The 18,675-nt window shown below is 60.7% G+C and carries 20 protein-coding genes; 10 read left to right on the top strand and 10 right to left on the bottom strand.

Translation table 11 applies throughout. From position 1 onward, the window contains the following. Positions 1–184: 184 nt before the first annotated feature. A complete protein-coding gene (gene hisI, locus H163_RS0100195) occupies positions 185–661 on the bottom strand; it encodes a phosphoribosyl-AMP cyclohydrolase (protein ID WP_019962514.1) in 477 nt (158 codons plus the stop codon). A 28-nt stretch (positions 662–689) separates the two neighbouring features. Continuing rightward, positions 690–1,325 (bottom strand): GTP cyclohydrolase I FolE, encoded by a 636-nt coding sequence (gene folE, locus H163_RS0100190; RefSeq protein WP_019962513.1) that lies wholly within the window; start codon positions 1,323–1,325, stop codon positions 690–692. A 271-nt stretch (positions 1,326–1,596) separates the two neighbouring features. Here folE and H163_RS0100185 point away from each other — a divergent pair, with 271 nt between their 5' ends. The 4 genes from H163_RS0100185 to thrS all read left to right on the top strand — a co-directional run bounded on the left by H163_RS0100185 (position 1,597) and on the right by thrS (position 6,555). Beyond that, positions 1,597–2,037 (top strand): iron-sulfur cluster assembly scaffold protein, encoded by a 441-nt coding sequence (locus tag H163_RS0100185; protein ID WP_019962512.1) that lies wholly within the window; start codon positions 1,597–1,599, stop codon positions 2,035–2,037. A 21-nt stretch (positions 2,038–2,058) separates the two neighbouring features. Beyond that, positions 2,059–2,445, top strand: a complete 387-nt coding sequence (gene yidD / locus H163_RS21830; RefSeq protein ID WP_081625926.1) for a membrane protein insertion efficiency factor YidD — start codon at positions 2,059–2,061, stop codon at positions 2,443–2,445. A 249-nt stretch (positions 2,446–2,694) separates the two neighbouring features. After that, the gene (locus H163_RS0100175) at positions 2,695–4,368 is read left to right on the top strand and encodes a methyl-accepting chemotaxis protein (protein WP_019962510.1); all 1,674 of its coding nucleotides are present in this window, start codon (positions 2,695–2,697) and stop codon (positions 4,366–4,368) included. 204 nt (positions 4,369–4,572) lie between these two features. Next, positions 4,573–6,555 (top strand): threonine--tRNA ligase, encoded by a 1,983-nt coding sequence (thrS, locus tag H163_RS0100170; RefSeq protein ID WP_019962509.1) that lies wholly within the window; start codon positions 4,573–4,575, stop codon positions 6,553–6,555. A gap of 85 nt (positions 6,556–6,640) precedes the next feature. On the opposite strand, the gene H163_RS0100165 is transcribed toward thrS, so the two are convergent. Continuing rightward, on the bottom strand, positions 6,641–7,744 hold the full coding sequence (locus tag H163_RS0100165; protein WP_019962508.1) for a hypothetical protein: 1,104 nt from the start codon (positions 7,742–7,744) through the stop codon (positions 6,641–6,643). A 297-nt stretch (positions 7,745–8,041) separates the two neighbouring features. Here H163_RS0100165 and H163_RS0100160 point away from each other — a divergent pair, with 297 nt between their 5' ends. The 4 genes from H163_RS0100160 to H163_RS0100145 all read left to right on the top strand — a co-directional run bounded on the left by H163_RS0100160 (position 8,042) and on the right by H163_RS0100145 (position 11,742). Then, positions 8,042–8,635 carry a nitroreductase family protein gene (locus H163_RS0100160; RefSeq protein ID WP_019962507.1) on the top strand — a complete coding sequence of 198 codons (594 nt, stop codon included), beginning with the start codon at positions 8,042–8,044 and terminating at the stop codon, positions 8,633–8,635. A 4-nt stretch (positions 8,636–8,639) separates the two neighbouring features. Then, a complete protein-coding gene (locus H163_RS0100155) occupies positions 8,640–9,242 on the top strand; it encodes a flavin reductase family protein (protein WP_019962506.1) in 603 nt (200 codons plus the stop codon). 204 nt (positions 9,243–9,446) lie between these two features. After that, positions 9,447–10,463, top strand: a complete 1,017-nt coding sequence (locus tag H163_RS0100150) for a transglycosylase SLT domain-containing protein (RefSeq protein ID WP_019962505.1) — start codon at positions 9,447–9,449, stop codon at positions 10,461–10,463. Positions 10,464–10,590: 127 nt separating this feature from the next. Next, positions 10,591–11,742 (top strand): DUF2336 domain-containing protein, encoded by a 1,152-nt coding sequence (locus tag H163_RS0100145; protein WP_019962504.1) that lies wholly within the window; start codon positions 10,591–10,593, stop codon positions 11,740–11,742. A gap of 22 nt (positions 11,743–11,764) precedes the next feature. Here the strand turns inward: H163_RS0100145 and H163_RS0100140 are convergent, their stop codons facing one another. The 3 genes from H163_RS0100140 to H163_RS0100130 form a co-directional block, all read right to left on the bottom strand. Then, the gene (locus H163_RS0100140; RefSeq protein ID WP_019962503.1) at positions 11,765–12,289 is read right to left on the bottom strand and encodes a hypothetical protein; all 525 of its coding nucleotides are present in this window, start codon (positions 12,287–12,289) and stop codon (positions 11,765–11,767) included. Between the two features lie 58 nt (positions 12,290–12,347). Then, complete coding sequence (locus H163_RS0100135; protein ID WP_019962502.1) at positions 12,348–13,130, bottom strand: NAD kinase; 783 nt, start codon at positions 13,128–13,130, stop codon at positions 12,348–12,350. A 126-nt stretch (positions 13,131–13,256) separates the two neighbouring features. Beyond that, positions 13,257–13,736: an Lrp/AsnC family transcriptional regulator gene (locus H163_RS0100130; protein ID WP_019962501.1), complete on the bottom strand. Its 480-nt coding sequence runs from the start codon at positions 13,734–13,736 to the stop codon at positions 13,257–13,259. 139 nt (positions 13,737–13,875) lie between these two features. Between H163_RS0100130 and H163_RS0100125 the strand changes: the two genes are divergently transcribed. Next, positions 13,876–14,895, top strand: coding sequence for a 1-aminocyclopropane-1-carboxylate deaminase (locus H163_RS0100125; RefSeq protein ID WP_019962500.1), 1,020 nt, complete (start codon positions 13,876–13,878; stop codon positions 14,893–14,895). Between the two features lie 544 nt (positions 14,896–15,439). Here the strand turns inward: H163_RS0100125 and H163_RS0100115 are convergent. Continuing rightward, on the bottom strand, positions 15,440–15,781 hold the full coding sequence (locus H163_RS0100115; RefSeq protein ID WP_115336416.1) for a hypothetical protein: 342 nt from the start codon (positions 15,779–15,781) through the stop codon (positions 15,440–15,442). A gap of 596 nt (positions 15,782–16,377) precedes the next feature. Here H163_RS0100115 and H163_RS0100105 point away from each other — a divergent pair. Next, positions 16,378–17,694, top strand: a complete 1,317-nt coding sequence (locus tag H163_RS0100105) for a tyrosine-type recombinase/integrase (RefSeq protein ID WP_019962497.1) — start codon at positions 16,378–16,380, stop codon at positions 17,692–17,694. Between the two features lie 38 nt (positions 17,695–17,732). Here H163_RS0100105 and H163_RS21825 read toward each other — a convergent pair whose 3' ends face one another. From H163_RS21825 to H163_RS21820, 3 genes are read right to left on the bottom strand one after another with little or no spacing between them, the layout of a single operon-like run. Beyond that, the gene (locus tag H163_RS21825; protein ID WP_019962496.1) at positions 17,733–18,014 is read right to left on the bottom strand and encodes a type II toxin-antitoxin system HicB family antitoxin; all 282 of its coding nucleotides are present in this window, start codon (positions 18,012–18,014) and stop codon (positions 17,733–17,735) included. 50 nt (positions 18,015–18,064) lie between these two features. Next, positions 18,065–18,226, bottom strand: a complete 162-nt coding sequence (locus H163_RS24215) for a hypothetical protein (RefSeq protein WP_019962495.1) — start codon at positions 18,224–18,226, stop codon at positions 18,065–18,067. 11 nt (positions 18,227–18,237) lie between these two features. Beyond that, on the bottom strand, positions 18,238–18,672 hold the full coding sequence (locus H163_RS21820; protein WP_019962494.1) for a hypothetical protein: 435 nt from the start codon (positions 18,670–18,672) through the stop codon (positions 18,238–18,240). Positions 18,673–18,675 lie beyond the last annotated feature (3 nt).

The following is an 18,675-nucleotide window of genomic DNA, read 5'->3' as shown; positions in this document are numbered from 1 at the left end:
CATCCTCCCAGGAGTTTTTTCAGTCGGTTTGCCTCTTGCAAGGCTCGATCCGGCGCGCAGTGTGCCCGCGCCGGAGCAGAAGGTCAAAGACGTGATTTGCGGCATCAGGACATGCCGGAGAAAGGATTTGCGCAAGGACCGGAAAAGCCCCTGCGTCAGCTTCCATGCGCGCGCTTTGCGCAAGCTATCCGTGATTATGCCCGCAGCCGGAGTGGCCGTAGACATCTGCAGGATCATAGACCTTGTGGTCTTCCATCAGGCGCAGGGAGACGGAGCCATCGCCGTGGCGGGTGAGGGCGCGGTGGAAGCAGGAGCGGTAGCCGGTGTGGCAAGTGGCGCCGTTGCCTTCCACATCCACGATCAGCCAGATGGCGTCCTGATCGCAATCGGTGCGGATCTCGCGCACCTTCTGCACCTGGCCCGAGGTGCCGCCCTTCTTCCAGTACTCCTGCCGCGAGCGGCTCCAGTACCAGGCTTCGCCCGTGTCGATGGTGCGGCGCAGGCTTTCGGCATTCATGTAGCCGACCATAAGCAGATCGCCGCGCGTGGCATCGGTTACCACGGCGGCGATCAGGCCGTTTTCGTCAAATTTGGGCTGGAACGACAGACCGTTCTCGATGTCGCTTTTTGATCCGCGCGGATCAAATCCGGTCTTGCTCACGTCTACTCTCCGCCGGGGTGGGCGGAGATTAACGGTCTCCGCCGCGAATGAAGGTCATGAAGCGGGCCTGTTCGGCCGGATCGTCCTGGAAGACACCGGTGAACTGGGTTGTGATCGTGGTCACGCCCGCCTTCTGCACGCCGCGCATGGTCATGCACTGATGCTCGGCCTCGAGCATCACCGCGATGCCGCGCGGCGCCAGATGCTCGTCAATGGAGGAGACGATCTGCGAGGTCAAGTTTTCCTGCGTCTGAAGCCGGTTGGCATAGATATCGACGACACGGGCGAGCTTGGACAGGCCAACCACACCGCCGGACGGGTAATAGGCGATGTAAGCCTTGCCGATGAACGGCAGCATGTGATGCTCGCAATGGGAATGGAACGGGATGCCCCGGACCATGATCATGTCCTCGTAGCCGCCCACATCCTCAAAGGTGCGCTCCAGATGCGCCTTCGGGTCTTCGGCATAGCCGCTGTAGAGTTCGGCAAAGGACTTTACAACGCGCTTGGGCGTGTCGAGCAGGCCCTCGCGCTCCGGATCTTCGCCGATATAGGCAAGGAGGGTACGGACAGCGGCCTCGGCTTGCTCGCGGCTCGGACGCGCAATCTCGTGCGGTGCGCGGCGTGGGGCCTTTTCGTCAGCAGGCTTCAAGATGGCGTCCATTGGTTTGATCCTTGAGACAGTGGATGAACAGTCGATCTTACGTTGCCTTGACCGCTCCGGATCACGGCAGGGGAAACTTGCCGCAAACCTTTCACACCCGCTTCTGCGCTTTCAGCCCGGGGCTGAACAGAAGCAAGTCTTGCTCTATATAGGAAGAAGACCCGCGCCGCAAAGCGCCCAGTGGTCCGATTCCGTCTTTTGCAGGCACCCGGCTTCTGCCGCCAGATGCCTGCATCCAGACCCGGACTGCTGTCATGAGGATATGGCACCCATGCTTGATGACATCTATAACACGCGCATCCTTGAGCTGGCGGGGAACATTCCGCACCTTGGCCGGCTTGATGCACCCGATGCCAGCGCCAAGGCACATTCCCGGCTCTGCGGCTCGACCGTGACCATCGATCTGGTGGTGCGCGATGGCAAGGTGAGCGAGTTTGCCCATGACGTGAAGGCCTGCGCCCTCGGGCAGGCCGCGTCCTCGCTGATGGCCCGGCACATCATCGGCTGCACGCCGCAGGAGCTGCGGGAGCTGCGCCGGACCGTAACAGCCATGCTGAAGGAAAACGGCCTGCCGCCGGAAGGCAGGTTCGAGGAGTTCCGCTTTCTGGAGCCTGTGCGCGACTACAAGGCGCGCCATGCGTCCACGCTGCTGACTTTTGATGCCGTTGTGGATGCTCTCGACCAGATCGAGGCAAAGACCCCAGCTGCCTGATCGGGGGGGCGGAGTTATGTGATGTGCGGTAAATGCAGCGAGGCGGCGCAAAAGAAGGGTCATGAGACAGGAACGGGGACCGGGCTTTCATCTGCCGCAGCACCGCCCCGCCGCCTGTCTCCCGCAGCGCACGCCGCTCTTGGCCTGATCTGGGTCTACCGGCATACGCTTTCGATGTTCATGGGGCGTGGCTGCCGTTATGCGCCGACGTGCTCCGATTATACGAGCGAAGCGATCCGCCGTTTCGGCTTCTGGGGCGGCGGCTGGCTGGGCCTCTCCCGCATCCTGCGCTGCAATCCGCTGGGAGCCTCCGGCTATGATCCTGTACCGGAAGCGCTGAACCCTGCCGCCCGCTGGTATCTGCCCTGGCGCTACGGGCGCTGGTCTGGAAAAAATAGTACGTACTAGCACTTAGCTTGCGGGAAGATTCCTCAGAATATTGTTAAAAATGACATGCGCAAAGCTGGTGAGTAGTAATCTGTGGTTGATTTCGTTAATTTTACTTTATTTCGGCGTATATTCTGCGTTGCACTTTTAAGAAAATAAACCATAAGATCGCCGGTTAAGAATAGTTAATATTTCAAATGCGATGAAATTCAGTGGTCTTTAACGTTTTGACGACAGTTTACTCTAGGTTATTTTACTTGGGGTGTAAAAATGAGCTTGAAGACGCTCTTGATCTCATTCACGGCGGGACTGCTCGCAGCCGTGGCGGCTCTGGTTTGGGCTGGTTTGTCCGGGCTGGCGACGCTGAACGACAGTACCGAAGACCTGGGCCGAAACTGGCTTCCAAGTGTGGCTGTGGTCAACAGCATCAACACTGCGACGTCAGATTTCCGGATTTATCAGGCCGAGCACATCACCTCTCTCGATGAGGCCTCGATGAGGTCTGCCGAGACATCTCTTGATGGCATCAGAACCGCTATCGCAAATAGCTCCAGGGACTATGAGAAGTTGATCTCATCGCCCGAGGAGCAGAAGATTTACGATGAGTTCAAAACTGATTGGGCTTCTTATCTGAAGCGCAGTGACGATGTGATCAATCTGTCCAGGCAAAATAAAAATGAAGAGGCAGCAAATGTTCTTCGCGGTGAGATGCGCGCCTCATTCGATAAGCTGTCTGGTGATCTGATAAAGCTGATCGATATCAATCAGCGTGGATCGGCTGCTTCTGTTGCTCAGAGTGAAGAAACTTATGCCAAGTCCTTCTGGGTCTTTGCGGTAACCGCTTCCATCGCTGGTCTCATTGGCCTGTCCTACATCTATTACATTGTTGCCAATGTTACCCGCAATATCGTCGGGATATCTGGCGCCATGAGCCGGATCGCAGGCGGGGACTTTGCTGCTGCAATCCCTTGCACCGGCCGCAAGAACGAGCTTGGCGACATGGCCGGCACGCTGGAGAAATTCCGCGACAGCCTGAGGGAGAACGAGCGTCTTCGTGCGGAGCAGGTCGAGATTGAAGCTCAGAATGCTCAGCGCATCATCAACGAGCGCCGCGCGATGGCTGATCAGTTCGAGGCGACAATGGGGCAATTGGTTCAGTCTCTTGTCCGTGCTTCAGGTGAAGTTGCCGGTGCGGCTGAGGGACTGTCTGCTAATGCTGAGGAGACGTCCCGGCAGGCCCAGGCTGTCTCTGGAGCGGCGGAAGAAGCTTCGACCAATGTTCAAACTGTTGCGGCCGGTGCCGAGGAACTTTCGGCCTCCATCAACGAGATCTCCTCTCAGGTGGATAGGTCGGCGGCGATCTCCAGGGAAGCAGCCAATACGGCCGAGATGACGAGCCGCCACGTGAACTCTCTTTCCGATGCTGCGCAGAAGATTGGCGAGGTGGTCGAACTGATCACGACGATCGCAGAGCAGACCAACCTCTTGGCGCTGAATGCGACCATCGAGGCCGCGCGCGCCGGTGAGGCAGGCAAGGGCTTCGCCGTTGTGGCCGCCGAGGTCAAGGGACTGGCAAGCCAGACCGCCAAAGCAACGGAAGAGATTTCAGGCAAGATCACGGAAATTCAGGCTGCGACCCGGACGACCGTGGACTCGATTTCTCAGATCGTCAGCACCATCAGCACCATTCAAGACGCGGCACAGGCAATCTCGGCAGCTGTCGAGCAGCAAGGAGCCGCAACAGTCGAAATTGCTACGAACATCAACCGGGCAGCGTCTGGTGCCAATGAGGTGACACAGAATATCTCGGGTGTTGGCACTGCTGCTGAAATGACTGGTGCTGCGTCTACTCAGCTGATGGGCCTTTCCAGCACACTGTCTGGCCAGTCCCGCACGCTCGAGCAGGAAGTGACACAATTCTTGCGGACACTCAGAGCAGCCTGATCTGCTGCACCAATGGACGAAACCGCTGCGACGGGCTGGACCGCAAGGTCCAGCCCGTTCGTTTTTGTCCGTGTTGGACGTGAAGCCCAGGCAGTTGGCAGCACTGCAGAGGTTGTCCCTCAAGCGTAAATCCCTTATTCAGGCGCAGTCGAAAAACACAAAAGCTTACCTGCCTCGTCTGCAGGAGTGAGCAGGAGATGACTGATGATCAATCTGACTTTCCCCGACAATTCCGTGCGCTCCTATGAGGCTGGCACCACCGGTGCGGCCGTTGCCGAGGGCATTTCCAAGTCGCTGGCCAAAAAGGCCGTGGCGATGACCCTTGATGGCGAGTTGCGCGATCTTTCCGATGCCATCACCGCCGATGCACACATCGAGATCGTGACCCGCGAGGACCCGCGCGCCCTGGAGCTGATCCGCCACGATGCGGCCCATGTGATGGCCGAGGCGGTGCAGGAGATCTGGCCGGGGACGCAGGTCACCATCGGCCCGGTGATCGAGAACGGCTTCTATTACGACTTCAAGCGCGTCCATCCGGACACCCGCGAGGACTGGCCCTTCACGCCCGAAGATCTGCCGGTCATCGAGAAGAAGATGCGCGAGATCATCGCGCGCGGTGCGGCTTTCACCAAGGAAATCTGGTCCCGCGAGGAAGCCAAGCGCTATTTTGCCGCCAAGGGCGAGACCTACAAGGTCGAGCTGGTGGACGCGATTCCTGAAGGTCAGGATCTGAAGATCTACAAGCAGGGCCAGTGGCTGGACCTCTGCCGTGGCCCGCACATGGCCTCCACCCGCCAGATCGGCGATGCCTTCAAGCTGATGAAGGTGGCCGGTGCTTACTGGCGCGGTGACAGCAACAACGAGATGCTGACCCGCATCTACGCCACTGCATGGGCAAACGAGGCTGATCTGAAGGCCTATCTGCACATGCTGGAAGAGGCGGAGAAGCGTGACCACCGCAAGCTCGGCCGCGAAATGGACCTGTTCCACTTCCAGGAAGAAGGCCCGGGCGTCGTGTTCTGGCATGCCAAGGGCTGGAGCCTGTTCCAGAGCCTTGTCTCCTACATGCGCCGCCGCCTGTCCGGCGACTACGATGAGGTGAATGCGCCGCAGGTGCTCGACACCTCGCTGTGGGAAACCTCCGGTCACTGGGGCTGGTACAAGGAGAACATGTTCTCCGTGCAGTGCGCCGATCCGGAAGCCGAGGATGAGCGCATTTTCGCGCTGAAGCCGATGAACTGTCCCGGCCACGTGCAGATCTTCAAGCATGGCCTGAAGAGCTACCGCGACCTGCCGCTGCGCATGGCGGAGTTCGGCGTGGTGCACCGCTATGAGCCTTCGGGCGCCATGCACGGGCTGATGCGCGTGCGCGGCTTCACGCAGGACGATGCGCACATCTTCTGCACCGAAGAGCAGATGGCGGCCGAATGCCTCAAGATCAACGATCTGATCCTGTCGGTCTACGAGGACTTCGGCTTCAACGAGATCGTCGTCAAGCTCTCCACCCGCCCGGAAAAGCGCGTCGGTTCGGACGAGCTGTGGGATCACGCCGAAGAGGTGATGACCCGCGTTCTGAAGCAGATCGAGGAGCAGTCCGGCGGGCGCATCAAGACCGGCATCCTGCCGGGCGAGGGCGCTTTCTACGGTCCGAAGTTCGAATACACGCTGAAGGATGCCATCGGCCGTGAATGGCAGTGCGGCACCACGCAGGTGGACTTCAACCTGCCGGAACGCTTCGGCGCCTTCTACGTGGACAAGGACGGCGAGAAGAAGACGCCGGTGATGATCCACCGCGCCATTTGCGGCTCGATGGAGCGTTTCCTCGGTATCCTCATCGAGAACTTCGCCGGGCACTTCCCGCTGTGGCTTGCGCCCAAGCAGGTCGTGGTTGCCACCATCACCTCGGAAGCGGATGACTACGCCCGCGAGGTGCATGCGGCGCTGGGCAAGGCAGGCATCCGGGCCGATCTCGACCTGCGTAATGAGAAGATCAACTACAAGGTCCGCGAGCACTCGCTGGCCAAGGTTCCGGTCATCCTCGTCTGCGGCAAGCGCGAGTCGGAAGAGCGCACGGTCAACGTCCGCCGCCTCGGCTCGCAGAACCAGACGCCGATGAGCCTTGACGAGGCGATTGCCGCCTTCATCGAGGAAGCCGTGGCGCCGGACCTCAAACGCACCCGCGGCTGAATGCTGCAGCGTACGGGCTGACATGAAAAAAGACCGCCGTGGCGCAAGCTGCGGCGGTCTTTTCATATGTGTCGAAGTGCGCCTGTCAGTTCTGCGGAAGCTGGCTGACGTTGGAGGTTTCCGTGCGGGCCAGCACCTCGACTTCCTCGTTCTCACCGGAGACGACCATGAAATTGCGGCTGTAATTGACGCCATTGTTCCGGGCGACCACCTCATACTCGCCTGCCGCGAGCACGAAGGAGGGGAAGGCGCCGTTGCCTTCCACCACCGTGTCACCGCCGGGGGTGAGAATGGTCCAGGCCGTGTTGGCAATCGCCTCGCCGCCCGGATCGTTGACGAGCTTGAGCGTAACACTGGCCGCATTCTGGAAGAGCGTCGCCGACGTCAGCTTACCCGCTTCCACGGAGATATCCGCCCGCACGATGGCGTTCACATCGCCATAGCGGCTGACCACATGGTAAGTGCCCGCATTGAGGCGCACGATGGCCTCCGGCTTTACGCCGGACACGATGACTTCGCGCTCGCCGATGGCGTTGAAATTCATGCCCAGAATGTCGAACCGCAGGTCATCTGCCGGCAGTGGATCATCCGGACCAAGGGCTGCATTCAGCTTCACGCCCCCCGCATTGAGCACCACCGTCTTGGAATAGACGCCACGGCCGACGACAAGCCGGTTTGTGGAGCCTGCATATCCATAGGAGATGTGGATGAGATAGGCGCCCGGATCGAGCCGGAACTCCGCATCCCCGCCCATGGCCGTTGCCACCAGTTCCAGTTCGCCGCTGGCATTCGGGGTTTCACCATAGACCCGCCAGACCAGTCCGTCCGAAATCTGGGCTGCGCCTTCCGTCAGCCGTGCCACCAGATAGACCGCGCCTTTTTCGAGGCCGGACTGGGTGCCGTCCGTCAGCGTATTCGACGGGGCATAGGGCACGAGCGTGTCGTTGAAGCGGCTGGCGGGATCATCAGGCGAAAGAAGCGGCGCCGCTGCCGTGGCGCCCTCAACCTCGGAGGGGTCCGGCGAGCTGCCCTCGGCGGCGCCCGGAGCGTGCGGCTTGCCCAGAGGGGTGGGCGGAGAGAGCGGAGCCGAGAAAGCCGTGCCGGCATCCAGAGAGGGAGGCTGCTGGTCCGCAGGAACGGCCGTTGCCTCCTGGGCAACCGCCGCCGTCTGCATGACAAAAAGAGCCATAAGGGCTGCGGTCAGAGCGCGTCTGAAAGCACGTGTCAGTCCTGCGCTGCGGTTGTTTCCCGTCATCATTTTTCCTGCGCCGGCCTTCTGCCACTCGCCGCGGATCTGCTGTCAGACCCGGCAAAGGCCACTCAATGCTCACCGGATTCCGCCGCCATGGGCCGCCACATCCGTTTCCATAGTGTTAATGGCCCGGAAAATCGGGCGAATTCAAGTCGCATGCAAGCCTGGTTGACAAGTGAGGCCAAAAGCTTACCACTTTCGCCAGGATTTTACCCCACCGCTTCAGAGGCTCCAATGAGCGAATTTGCCAAGCCGCATCCGCATGTTACCGACTTTTTGCTGACCCGCCGGTCGCATCTGGCCATCACCCTGTCCGAGCCGGGCCCGGATGCGGAAACCTTGGAAAAGATCCTCACCATTGGTGCGCGGGTGCCGGACCACGGCAAGCTCGCACCATGGCGTTTCATCATCTACGCGGGGGAGGCACGCAGCAGAATCGGCGCGCATCTGGCCGCGCTGGCCGAAAGCCGCAACGGGCCGCTGTCCGAAGCTCAGAAAACGCAGGAGCTGAACCGCTTCATCCGCTCGGCTGTCGTGATCGGCGTGCTGAGCCGCGCTGCCGTTCATCCGAAGATCCCGGTGTGGGAGCAGGAGCTCTCGGCCGGTGCGGCCTGCATGAATATTCTGACGGCAGCCACGGCAGCCGGTTTCGGCGCGCAGTGGATCAGCGAGTGGTACAGTTTCGATGACGAGGCAGCGCGCTATCTGGGTGCTGCCGAGGGCGAGCGGTTTGCCGGCTTCATCCACATCGGCACACCCACGCAGGCGCCGTTCGAGCGTCCGCGCCCGGAGCTTGCCAGCATCGTCAGCCACTGGGCCGGGGAGTAAGCCGTTGTTCTATGACACCGTTTCCAATGCCCACGGGCTGGCCTTCAACCCCTTCAAGGCCCTTGTTGCGCCGCGGCCCATCGGCTGGATCTCGTCGCTGAGTGCAGAGGGCACGGCGAACCTTGCCCCCTACAGCTTCTTCAACGCGGTGGCTGATACACCGCCGATCGTCATGTTCTCCTCCTCCGGCTGGAAGGACAGCGTGCGCAACATCGAGGCGACGGGTGAATTCGTCTGCAATATCGTCAGCCATGATCTGCGCGATGAAATGAATGCGTCTTCTGCACCCGTTGGTCCCGATGTGTCCGAATTCGAGCTGGCGGGCCTCGAGATGGCGCCTTCCAATCTGGTCAGGGTGCCGCGCGTGAAGCGGGCCAAGGCGGCGCTTGAGTGCCGGATGCTGCAGATCCAGCAACTGAAGGACCTCGATGGCAATGCGGTCCAGAACTACATGGTTCTGGGGCAGGTGGTCGGCGTTCATATCGATGACAGCATCATTGAGAATGGCCGCGTCGTGCCCGTGCGGCTGGAGCTGCTTTCCCGCCTTGGTTACAAGGATTATGACGTTACCCGTGACGTTTTTGAGCTCACCCGCCCCAAAGGGTGAGTCGCTTTTGCCGGATCGCGGGAGCCTCAGGCTCTGCGATCCGGGTTCTTCCGGTGATTTATCGGTATATTTCTCAGGGCTCTCGCCTGCTTTCCCGTTGAAAATGGCTCTCGTTAACCGGCTTTGGGTGTGTGTTAACTTTTTGTTAACCATTTGGGCCGGATGTTAACCGTGTGGTAATCTTTACATCGGGGAGACGGGTTCATGCGTGTTGCAGACTCCACCTCGATCGCGTCGCGGATCGAGCAAGCCTTTCAGACCGCAAGCACAACGACGGGAACGTCCTTCGACTACCTGCTGAAGACGGCTGCGCGGGAATCCTCGTTCCAGCCCGCAGCGCAGTCGAAGACCTCCAGCGCGACCGGTCTGTTCCAGTTTGTCGAGCAGACCTGGCTTGAAACCGTCAAGGACAGCGGCGGCAGGCACGGCCTGCAGTCCTACGCTGACCAGATCGAAAAGACGGCCACCGGCAAGTACCGGGTCAGCGATCCCGATATGCGCCAGGAGATTCTGGATCTGCGCAAGGATCCGGAAATTTCCTCCCGCATGGCAGGCGAATTCACCCGCAAGAATGCGGAGTTTCTCTCCAATCGCCTTGGCCGGGATCCGAACCAGGGTGAGCTTTACATCGCCCATTTCCTTGGCGCGCAGGGGGCCTCGCGGCTGATCAATTCCGCGCAGGTGAGCCCGGAGAGTTCTGCCGCCCAGATGTTCCCGGCGCAGGCCAAGGCAAACCGGGCCATTTTCTATGATGGCGCCGGATCTCCCCGGACACTGGCGCAGGTGTACGACGTGCTCGTCAGCAAGCACGATGGGTCCGCCGCCGTGATGGTGGCGTCTGCCGCTGGGCAGGGGACGGATGACTTGCCGAAGAGCCGCATCCTCACCGGCTTTGCCGAAGAGGCGGGCTCGGGAGATCCGGTGGGAGCACGGGTGGACAGCGCTTTCCGGGCTGCGGAAACCAGTGCGCCCTTCGAGGCCCTGTTCCGCGATGATGCAGGCTCGCGCACGGCCACCATGTCCGGCAGCTATCTGGCGGCCTTTGCCGGGGTGAAGGACGATCACGTCTTCTCGCGCGCCGTTGGTGGCACCCGTGTGGTTGCCCAGCTTGCGGGCGGGGAAGGGGCGATTGCGCAGACGCAGGAAGGGCCTCTGGATCTCACAGGCTTCCTCAACTATGCGCCGCTTGGCGTGAAGCGCGATCTGCTGCCGCCAGCCTGACGAGGCGCAGGCGGCACAAGGCGCGGCCGGGTCCGTGCCCCATTTATGGTGAACCGAACGTTAAGCCTTTGCGTGGCACTGTGATTTGCACCTTGTTGAGGTGCATTGTGTGTTCGGGTCACGCGTCATGATCATTCGTCAGTTTCTGTCTTGGGCCGGTACGGCGGCGCCTGCTGAGCGTGCCGAGGCCACCGCTGCGCTTGCACGCGCCTTCCTGCATTCGCCGATGAGCGAGGCAGAGCGGGGCGATTGTCAGGCTGCATTGACCTATCTGCTGGATGATCCGGCACCTGAAGTCCGCTTTGCCCTTGCGGATGTGTTCGCCCGCCGGGACGATGCGCCGCGCCCGGTGGTGCTGGCTCTGGCCCGTGACACGGCGCTGGTTGCCGCCCCGATCCTCGAATTTTCGCCGCTGGTGCCCGATTGTGATCTGATCGATCTGGCCGCCGAAGGCTCTGACGCCGTGCAATGCGCCATTGCCCGGCGCCAGAACCTGTCTGCTCCTGTCGCAGCTGCGCTGGCAGAAGTGGCAGGGCCGGAGGCCTGCGCCGTGTTGCTCGACAACCCCGATGCGGTGATCGTCTCCTTCAGCCTCTCCCGCCTTGCCGAACGCTTTGCCGATGATGCTGCCGTGCGCAGCCGTCTGCTGGCCCGGCCGGGCCTGCCTCTGACCATCCGCCACACCCTGCTGACGGCCTTGACCGATGGCCTCAAGGCGCAGGCGCTGGTGCTTGCCGGCGAGGCGCTTCCCGAAAGCGCAGAGACCTATCTTGAAGAGGCCCGCGAGCGCGCAACCGTCGTGCTGGCAGCCGGTGCCACGGATGCGGAACTGGGTGGTCTCGTCGAGCATCTGCGCGCGCGCGGTCAGCTGACGGCACGGCTGATGCTGCGGGCCGCCGGCATGGGCCGGCTGCGGGTTCTGTCCGCCTGCCTTTCCGCCCTCTGCGGCCAGCCGCAGGCACGGGTGGCGGATCTGCTGGCCACCGGACGGGCCGGAGCCCTGCGTTCCCTGCTCATGGCCGCCGGTCTGCCCCAGCGCACGGTCGCGGTGTTTCAGCTGATGGTGGAGGCCTACCGGGCGGCAGACTGCAGCTTCCTGCAGGATCAGCCGCCGGCCACGACCCGCGCGGTGATGGAAGAAGTCAGCGCCGGGCTTGAGGGGATGGCTGTCAGGGGCGGGGTGGAAGATGTCTTCGCCCTGATGCGGGTGCTGGTCCTGGAAGCGGCCCGTGAGGAAGCGCGGCTGCTGGTGAACACGGAACTTCTGGCCGCCGCGTGAGGGCAGAACCTGTGGGGCAGGCTCAGTCCCTGACAGGCACCGTGCGTTCGATATAGTCCTGCGTCACTTCCTGCAGTTTATGCAGAAGCGCTGCGCCGGTCGGGTTCGCCTCGTCGCGGGCTTCTTCGGCGACGATGGCGCGGATCGCGTCCACATGCTGGCGCAGAAGTGTCAGCGGCAGGTGCTCCGGTCCGTTCACGGCCTCGATCAGATGGCAGAGGCTGGCGGCGACGGCTCCGGCCAGTGGATAGCCCAGCGTCTGCGCCTGTCCCTTCACATTGTGGGTGGTGTTGTAAAGCTGCGCGAGGGTCGTCCCGTTCAGCCCCTCTGCCTCGATGGCGCTCCAGTCGGCAAACAGCTGCTCGGTCTCCCGGTGCATCCAGCCGTCGAACTGGACGGATAGCCGTTCCAGCGCCGCTTCCGCCGCCTTGACAGGATCGAACTTGGCCGCCTCACGCTGGCTCATCACCCGCACCTTCTTGCGCAGGTCCGTTGGCGGCTTGACGAACTCCACGCCGCTGCCCTGAAGATCCTCGTCGCTGATCATGATCGGTGTCCTTGCCCTGCCGCCAATACCGGAAGATTCCGCTGATGCCCGCGTAACGTCAATAGCGGAACATTTCACTTAAGATTCGCTCGTCCCAGCCATGGCCTGCGTCGGACATGATCAGGCAGGCGGAGCTCTTGTCCTCGCGCACGCTCACCTTCGCCACATTGCGGATTTCCGTGTGATCGGCTGCAGCGCTGACCGGGCGCTTGGCGCTCTCCATCACCTCGATTTCCACCACCGCGTGATTGGGCACCAGCGCGCCGCGCCAGCGGCGGGGGCGGAAGGCGCTGATCGGCGTCAGCGCCAGCAGCGGGGCCGAGATCGGCAGGATGGGGCCATGGGCAGACAGATTGTAGGCGGTGCTGCCCGCAGGGGTTGCCACCAGGCAGCCGTCACAGATCAGTTCTTCCAGCCTTTCGCGCCCATCAACGGAAATGCGCAGCTTGGCCGCCTGATAGGTCTGGCGCAGCAGGGAGACCTCGTTGATGGCGCGGGCGCTGTACTGCACGCCGGCCTGATCGATCGCCTGCATGTAGAGCGGGTGGATCGTCGTCACATCCGCGGCCGACAACCGCTCCAGCAGGCCGTCTTCCCTGTACTCGTTCATCAGGAAGCCGACGGAACCCCGGTTCATGCCATAGATCGGAATGCCGGAATTCATGAAGCGGTGCAGCGTCTGCAGCATCAGGCCATCGCCGCCGAGAGCGACGATCACATCCGCCTCGCCCGGTGTGGCATTGCCATAAAGCGCCGTCAGCGAAACGAGGGCCTGATGGGCTTCCTCCGTGTCGCTGGCAACCAGCGCTATGCGGCCGGGGCGGATTTCTCTCTGGGTCATTGGCTCTGAAACTCGGGTGCTGCGTCTGCTGCGGCTCCGCGCCGCCCGCCATTCATCCGCCAGATTGCCCGCCGCTGCAAGGCGCGATTGCCGGAATGGGGAAGTCCCCCAGGCGTTGATGCGGGGTCAAAAATCAAGCCGGGCATTGTCGACCACTTCCTTGATGACAAAGAAGGTCCGGGTCTGCCGCACGCCGGGCAGGGCGATCAGCTGCTCCGCATGCAGGCGGTTGAAATCGGCCATGTCGCGGACGCGGATCTTCAGGAAGAAATCGAAGTCCCCCGCCACCAGGTGGCAGTCGAGCACGACAGGCAGCTTGCGGATGGCCTCCTCGAAGGCGGCAAAACTCTCCGGCGTCGAGCGGTCCAGCTCTACCCCAACCATGACCAGCGCGCCCCGGCTGACCTTCTGCGGATCGATCACCGCCCGCACGTCCCGCACATATCCCTCGTCAAACAGCCGCCGGATGCGCCGGTGGCAGGTGGCCGGACTGACATTGACCGCTGCGGCAATATCCGCGTTCGACATGCGCCCGTCCTGCTGCAGCAGATGCAGGATCTTGCGGTCGATCCGGTCGAGGGATTCAGGGGTGAAAGACTCTTTCATTGAAGAGATAAAATCCGGAATAATCGTTATCTGAAAGCTCTATATCTGCAATCAAGCGATCATTGAAGGCCAAAGATTGCAAGCACCTTTCATATCCTTCCTGCTAGCGTTCCGCCACCTTTCAAGAGTGGAGCAGGCAATGCTGAAACTGGACAAATTCGAACGTTACCCCCTGACCTTCGGCCCGACCCCGATCGAAAAGCTGGACCGCCTGTCGGCGGAGCTGGGCGGTGCCGTGGAGATCTACGCCAAGCGTGACGACTGCAACTCCGGCCTTGCCTTCGGCGGCAACAAGCTGCGCAAGCTGGAATATATCGTGCCGGACGTTCTGGCCTCGGGGGCAGATACGCTCGTGTCCATCGGCGGCGTGCAGTCGAATCACACCCGCATGGTCGCGGCAACCGCTGCCAAGCTCGGCCTCAAGTGCGTGGTGGTGCAGGAAAGCTGGGTGCCGCATGAAGATGCCGTCTATGACCGCGTCGGCAACATTCTTCTCACCCGCCTGATGGGCGCAGACAGCCGCATCGTCGATGACGGCTTCGACATCGGCATCCGCAAGAGCTGGGAAGACGCGCTGCAGTCCGTCAAGGACGCCGGCGGCAAGCCCTACGGCATTCCGGCCGGTGCCTCCGTCCACCCCTATGGCGGCCTTGGTTATGTGCGCTTTGCCGAGGAAGTGCGGGCACAGGAAGCCGAAATGGGCATCCGCTTCGACTATATCATCGTCTGCGTCGTCACCGGCTCCACCCAGGCCGGCATGATCGTCGGCTTCGCTGCCGATGGCCGCGCCGACCGGGTGATCGGCATCGATGCCTCCGGCACGCCGGAGCAGACCCGCTCCCAGGTGCGCGAGATCGTCGACCGTACCGCTGATCTGGTGGAACTGGGCCGACCGGTGCGCGAGGACGAAATCGTCATCGTTGAGGACTACGCCTATCCGGCCTATGGCGTGCCGAGCGCAGAGACCAACGAAGCCATCCGTATGGCCGCCCGCACGGAAGCGATGATCACCGACCCGGTCTATGAGGGCAAGTCCATGCAGGGCATGATCGACCTCATCCGCAAGGGCAAGATTCCCGCCGGTTCCAAGGTTCTCTACGCCCACCTTGGCGGCGCCCCGGCCATCAACGGCTACAGCTACACCTACCGCAACGGCTGAGTTCCCCATCGACCAGTCCGCGTGCGAAGCGGCAGCTCCCACTCCCCGGGAGCTGCCGTCATATTGCTGATTGCTGACAAACCTTCGGCCTCACCGTCGTCATCCTCGGCCTTGTGCCGAGGATCTATAAAAGTCAATAGTTTGTAGATGGTCGGGACAAGCCCGACCATGACGAAAGAGAAGAGGGAACCTAGTTGGGGACGTTCTTCCTGCTCCGTGCAGCGACATTGATTTCAGGCAAAAGGCTGTAGCATGGCGACCAAGATTCTGCTTTCGCTCATTCTGGTGTCACTATGGCTGAGTGGAGCCCTGTTATTTCAGTTCTTCCGGTATGATTATATAGTCTCAGGTAATTGGGGCTTATATGTTCATGACAGGTGGACAGGAAAAACAATGCATTGCCTTGTTGATGTGTGTTCGCTCATGGAAATTGAGCCAGAAAATCAGTTTCAAGATAAAAGTCTAAAATCAAAGAGGGCGCCTAACATCTTCGATCAGTTCGATGGCAGGCGAGTTGACCGTCTTGAGCCTGTCTGTTGACTGATCATAGTTTTGAAATATAGCCTGTGAACATGTCAACCTTGTAGCCTTTTTCTTTGATTATTTCTTCGATACTAAGTATTTTTTCTGCCTTCCTGTCTTCTTCTCCTTTCCATACATACCAAAAATACCCAGTAATCATGAGCACCGCCAATGCCGCGCCTTTGATGAATTCCGGATGCGTTTGATCTTTGTAGTTTGGAAAGAATAGGCTGAGCAAAAACGCAGCAGCAGCAATTATGCAGAAGGTTTTTTGCTGTTCCCACTGCTTTCTTGGTTTTGACCTTATTTCCATAAGCTGCTTTGCGTAATGAATGACGTTCCCTGGAACCTGATCATCGGCCATAGCTTCATCTTTCCGCATGAGGTGCCTCAGTGTGCACTCATGCAGGAGACTGTCAATTCTGCGTTGTTCAGAGCCAACCGCTCAGCTTTGGAAGTGACGCACTAAGCCTTCTGCATGAACGGCTCAGGAACATAAAGTCGCACGTGCGACTTTTTCTGGTCGCACAGGTCGCATATGTTCCCGCTGTGTTCTGGTCTGTTTTGGCTTAAGTGATTGAAAAATATGGTGCCGGCAACAGGGTTCGAACCCGTGACCCCCTGATTACAAATCTCATTTCTTATGTATCACTTAATGCGTTCAACTGCGACGAATTACGAAAAATCAAATAGTTAGTATGAGTGGCTTGCGATGCCGTGCGATGCAATTTGACACCATCTGCTTATATGGTGCTTATATGGCGCGGAAGCAGTGGGCGGGGTGTTCTGCCTGGCGGCATGGCTCAGCGCGACGTGCGACTTAGAGCATGTGTAGTATATGGGAAAGATCGTCATTGCCGTCATGGTCGTCATTATTGTTGTTTTACAATGGCTTAAGGTCGTCACTGTTTTTACAGGGGTTGTCATGGCCGTCATGGGGCAGGAAGGCCGGGAACTGAGATGCCGAACCTAACGAAACGTGTCGTTGATGCCGCCAAGCCTCAGGAAAAGCTTAGCTTTCTGTGGGATGACGCCCTCAAAGGCTTTGGCTTGCAGATAACCCCGGCGGGGGTGAAATCCTATGTTTTGGCCTACCGGACAGAGGCGGGACGGACGCGGCGTATGGTGATAGGCCGCCACGGTGAGCTTGCGCCCGATCAGGCGCGCAAGCTGGCGGCTGCAAAGCTGGGTGAGGTCCGGATGGGCCGTGATCCGGCGGCAGAGCGGCAGGCACTGCGGGCGGCGGAAACCGTTGCCGACTTGCTGGACAAGTACCTCGCCGAGCATGTCGAGGTGCACAACGCTGCTACCACGCTCGTTCACGCAACGCGGGTGGTCGAGAAGGTTCTGAAGCCCCGAGTCGGCAAGATCAAACTGACAAGCTTTGGCCGTGCGGATGTGGTCAAGCTGCACCGGGCCTTGGCGGACACGCCGCGACAGGCGAACCTTGCCCTCGCGATCCTGTCCAAGGCATTCAATTTGGCGGAAACTTGGGGCATCCGTCCCGAAAACTCTAACCCGACACGGCTGGTCAAGCGCTACGCTGAAACCCAACGTGAGCGTTTTCTGAACATGAATGAGCTGGCGCGGCTGGGGGCGGCGCTGGATGAGGCGGAAGCCAAGGGTTTGCCCTGGAAGGTCAAAGCCGAAGGCGCCGCGCTGAAGCATCTTGCCAAGGGCACCGACGCCCGGCGTGCCGCCGTGAGCGCTCCCGGCATCGCGGCTATCCGGTTACTCTTGCTGACGGGCGCGAGGTTGTCAGAGGTGCTTGAGCTGAAATGGAACCACGTTGACGCGGAAGCCGGGACAGTGGCTTTCCCAGCTCGCAAGGGTGGCGGGCGGCGGGCGCATCCGGTTGGCGCTGGTGCCTTGGCTGTCTTGGCCGGGCTGCCCCGGCGCGGGCAGTGGGTGCTGCCCCGTGATGCCGACCCTAAGCGCCATGTTTCGAAAGAGGTGGTCGAAAACGCGTGGCAGCGCATCCGCGCTCACGCCGGGCTTGAGGATGTGCGCCTGCATGACCTGCGGCATACGGTCGGAACTTTCGCCGGACAAGCGGGAAGCAATGCGTTCCTGATCTCCCACCTTCTGCGGCATTCCAACCTGACAATGACCAACAGATACGTAAGCCCCGATGCGGACCCTATCCGGGTTCTTTCGGATGCAGTTGGGGCGCGGATCGAGGCCGGATTGAAGGGGGAAAAAGCGCCGGCTGAGGTCATTGAACTGGCTGCCGCAAAAAGGAACCGGCGCCCAAGACGGGAGCCGGAACAGGGATAGCAGGCCTTCAGGTGGTGGGGGGGGGAGCGCTAGGCGCGTTACGCGCCCTTGTCCATGATGAGGGGCACATGGGTAAAGGTCGCGCCTTCGCGCCATTCGGCAAGGCTCTCGTCTGCCAGAATGGCGTCAAGGTCACGGGGAGCCGGAATCACTTCGCCGTATTCACGCATGACTTCGGTATGGAAGCCCAGCGCTTCGGTGCCCATTTGAATGGCCTCGTCAAGCGTATCGCCCGCGCTGATGCAGCCGGGAAAATCCGGGAATGAGATGCCGTAGCCGGGGCCCTCGTCCTGATGTAAAAAGGCGACGTAACGTATCATCTGAGTTCCCCGTTTGCCCTGGCACTACCCATGGCGTCAGCTTCGACGTTTCAGAGGTCGCAGAAGATGCCGCTGTCCTCTTCCGGCTCAACCTCAAAATCGCTGTCACCGTCGAGCCGGTCAAGCAGCGTGATGAGAATTTCAATCGTGTCTTCGATCCCCGCACGATAAACGGCGATCAGTTCTGAGAGCTGGTCTTTATGCTGTGTCATGGCGCGATCCTTTATTGCGAAGCGAGAAGCTGCCGCAGCTCGTCGGGGTTCTGTGAGTGGCGCTGGATGTGCTCTTCGTCGCGGTCGAAAAGGGCGACTTCTGGCCCGGCATGGGGCCTGAGGAAGTCGAGCAAGTGGCGGATGTTTCGCTTCAGGCGGCGGTCAAGCTCCGCCCGCTCTGGGCCGGTTCTGTCCGGCCAGTTGGTCAGGTCGTTCAGGTCCGCGACGATCAGCAGAACCTTGAAATAGGCCCCCGCGAAGCTTTGCGGGATGCGGTGAGAGGCAAGGTTTTCGATTGCGGTAATCGCGTCGAGTAGCCCGGCTGCCCCGTCGCGGGCCTCTGGCCGGGCGAGCTGTCCGGCCTCATCAAGTCTATCGTAAAGGGCGCTCAGGTTTGCTGCTTCAAGGCCAAGGGCCGTCACCGGGCAAGTGTTTAGCATCTGCATGGG

Source organism: Pannonibacter phragmitetus DSM 14782, from assembly GCF_000382365.1.
GTDB lineage: Bacteria > Pseudomonadota > Alphaproteobacteria > Rhizobiales > Stappiaceae > Pannonibacter > Pannonibacter phragmitetus.
This window is presented reverse-complemented; position numbering and strand designations above follow the sequence as displayed.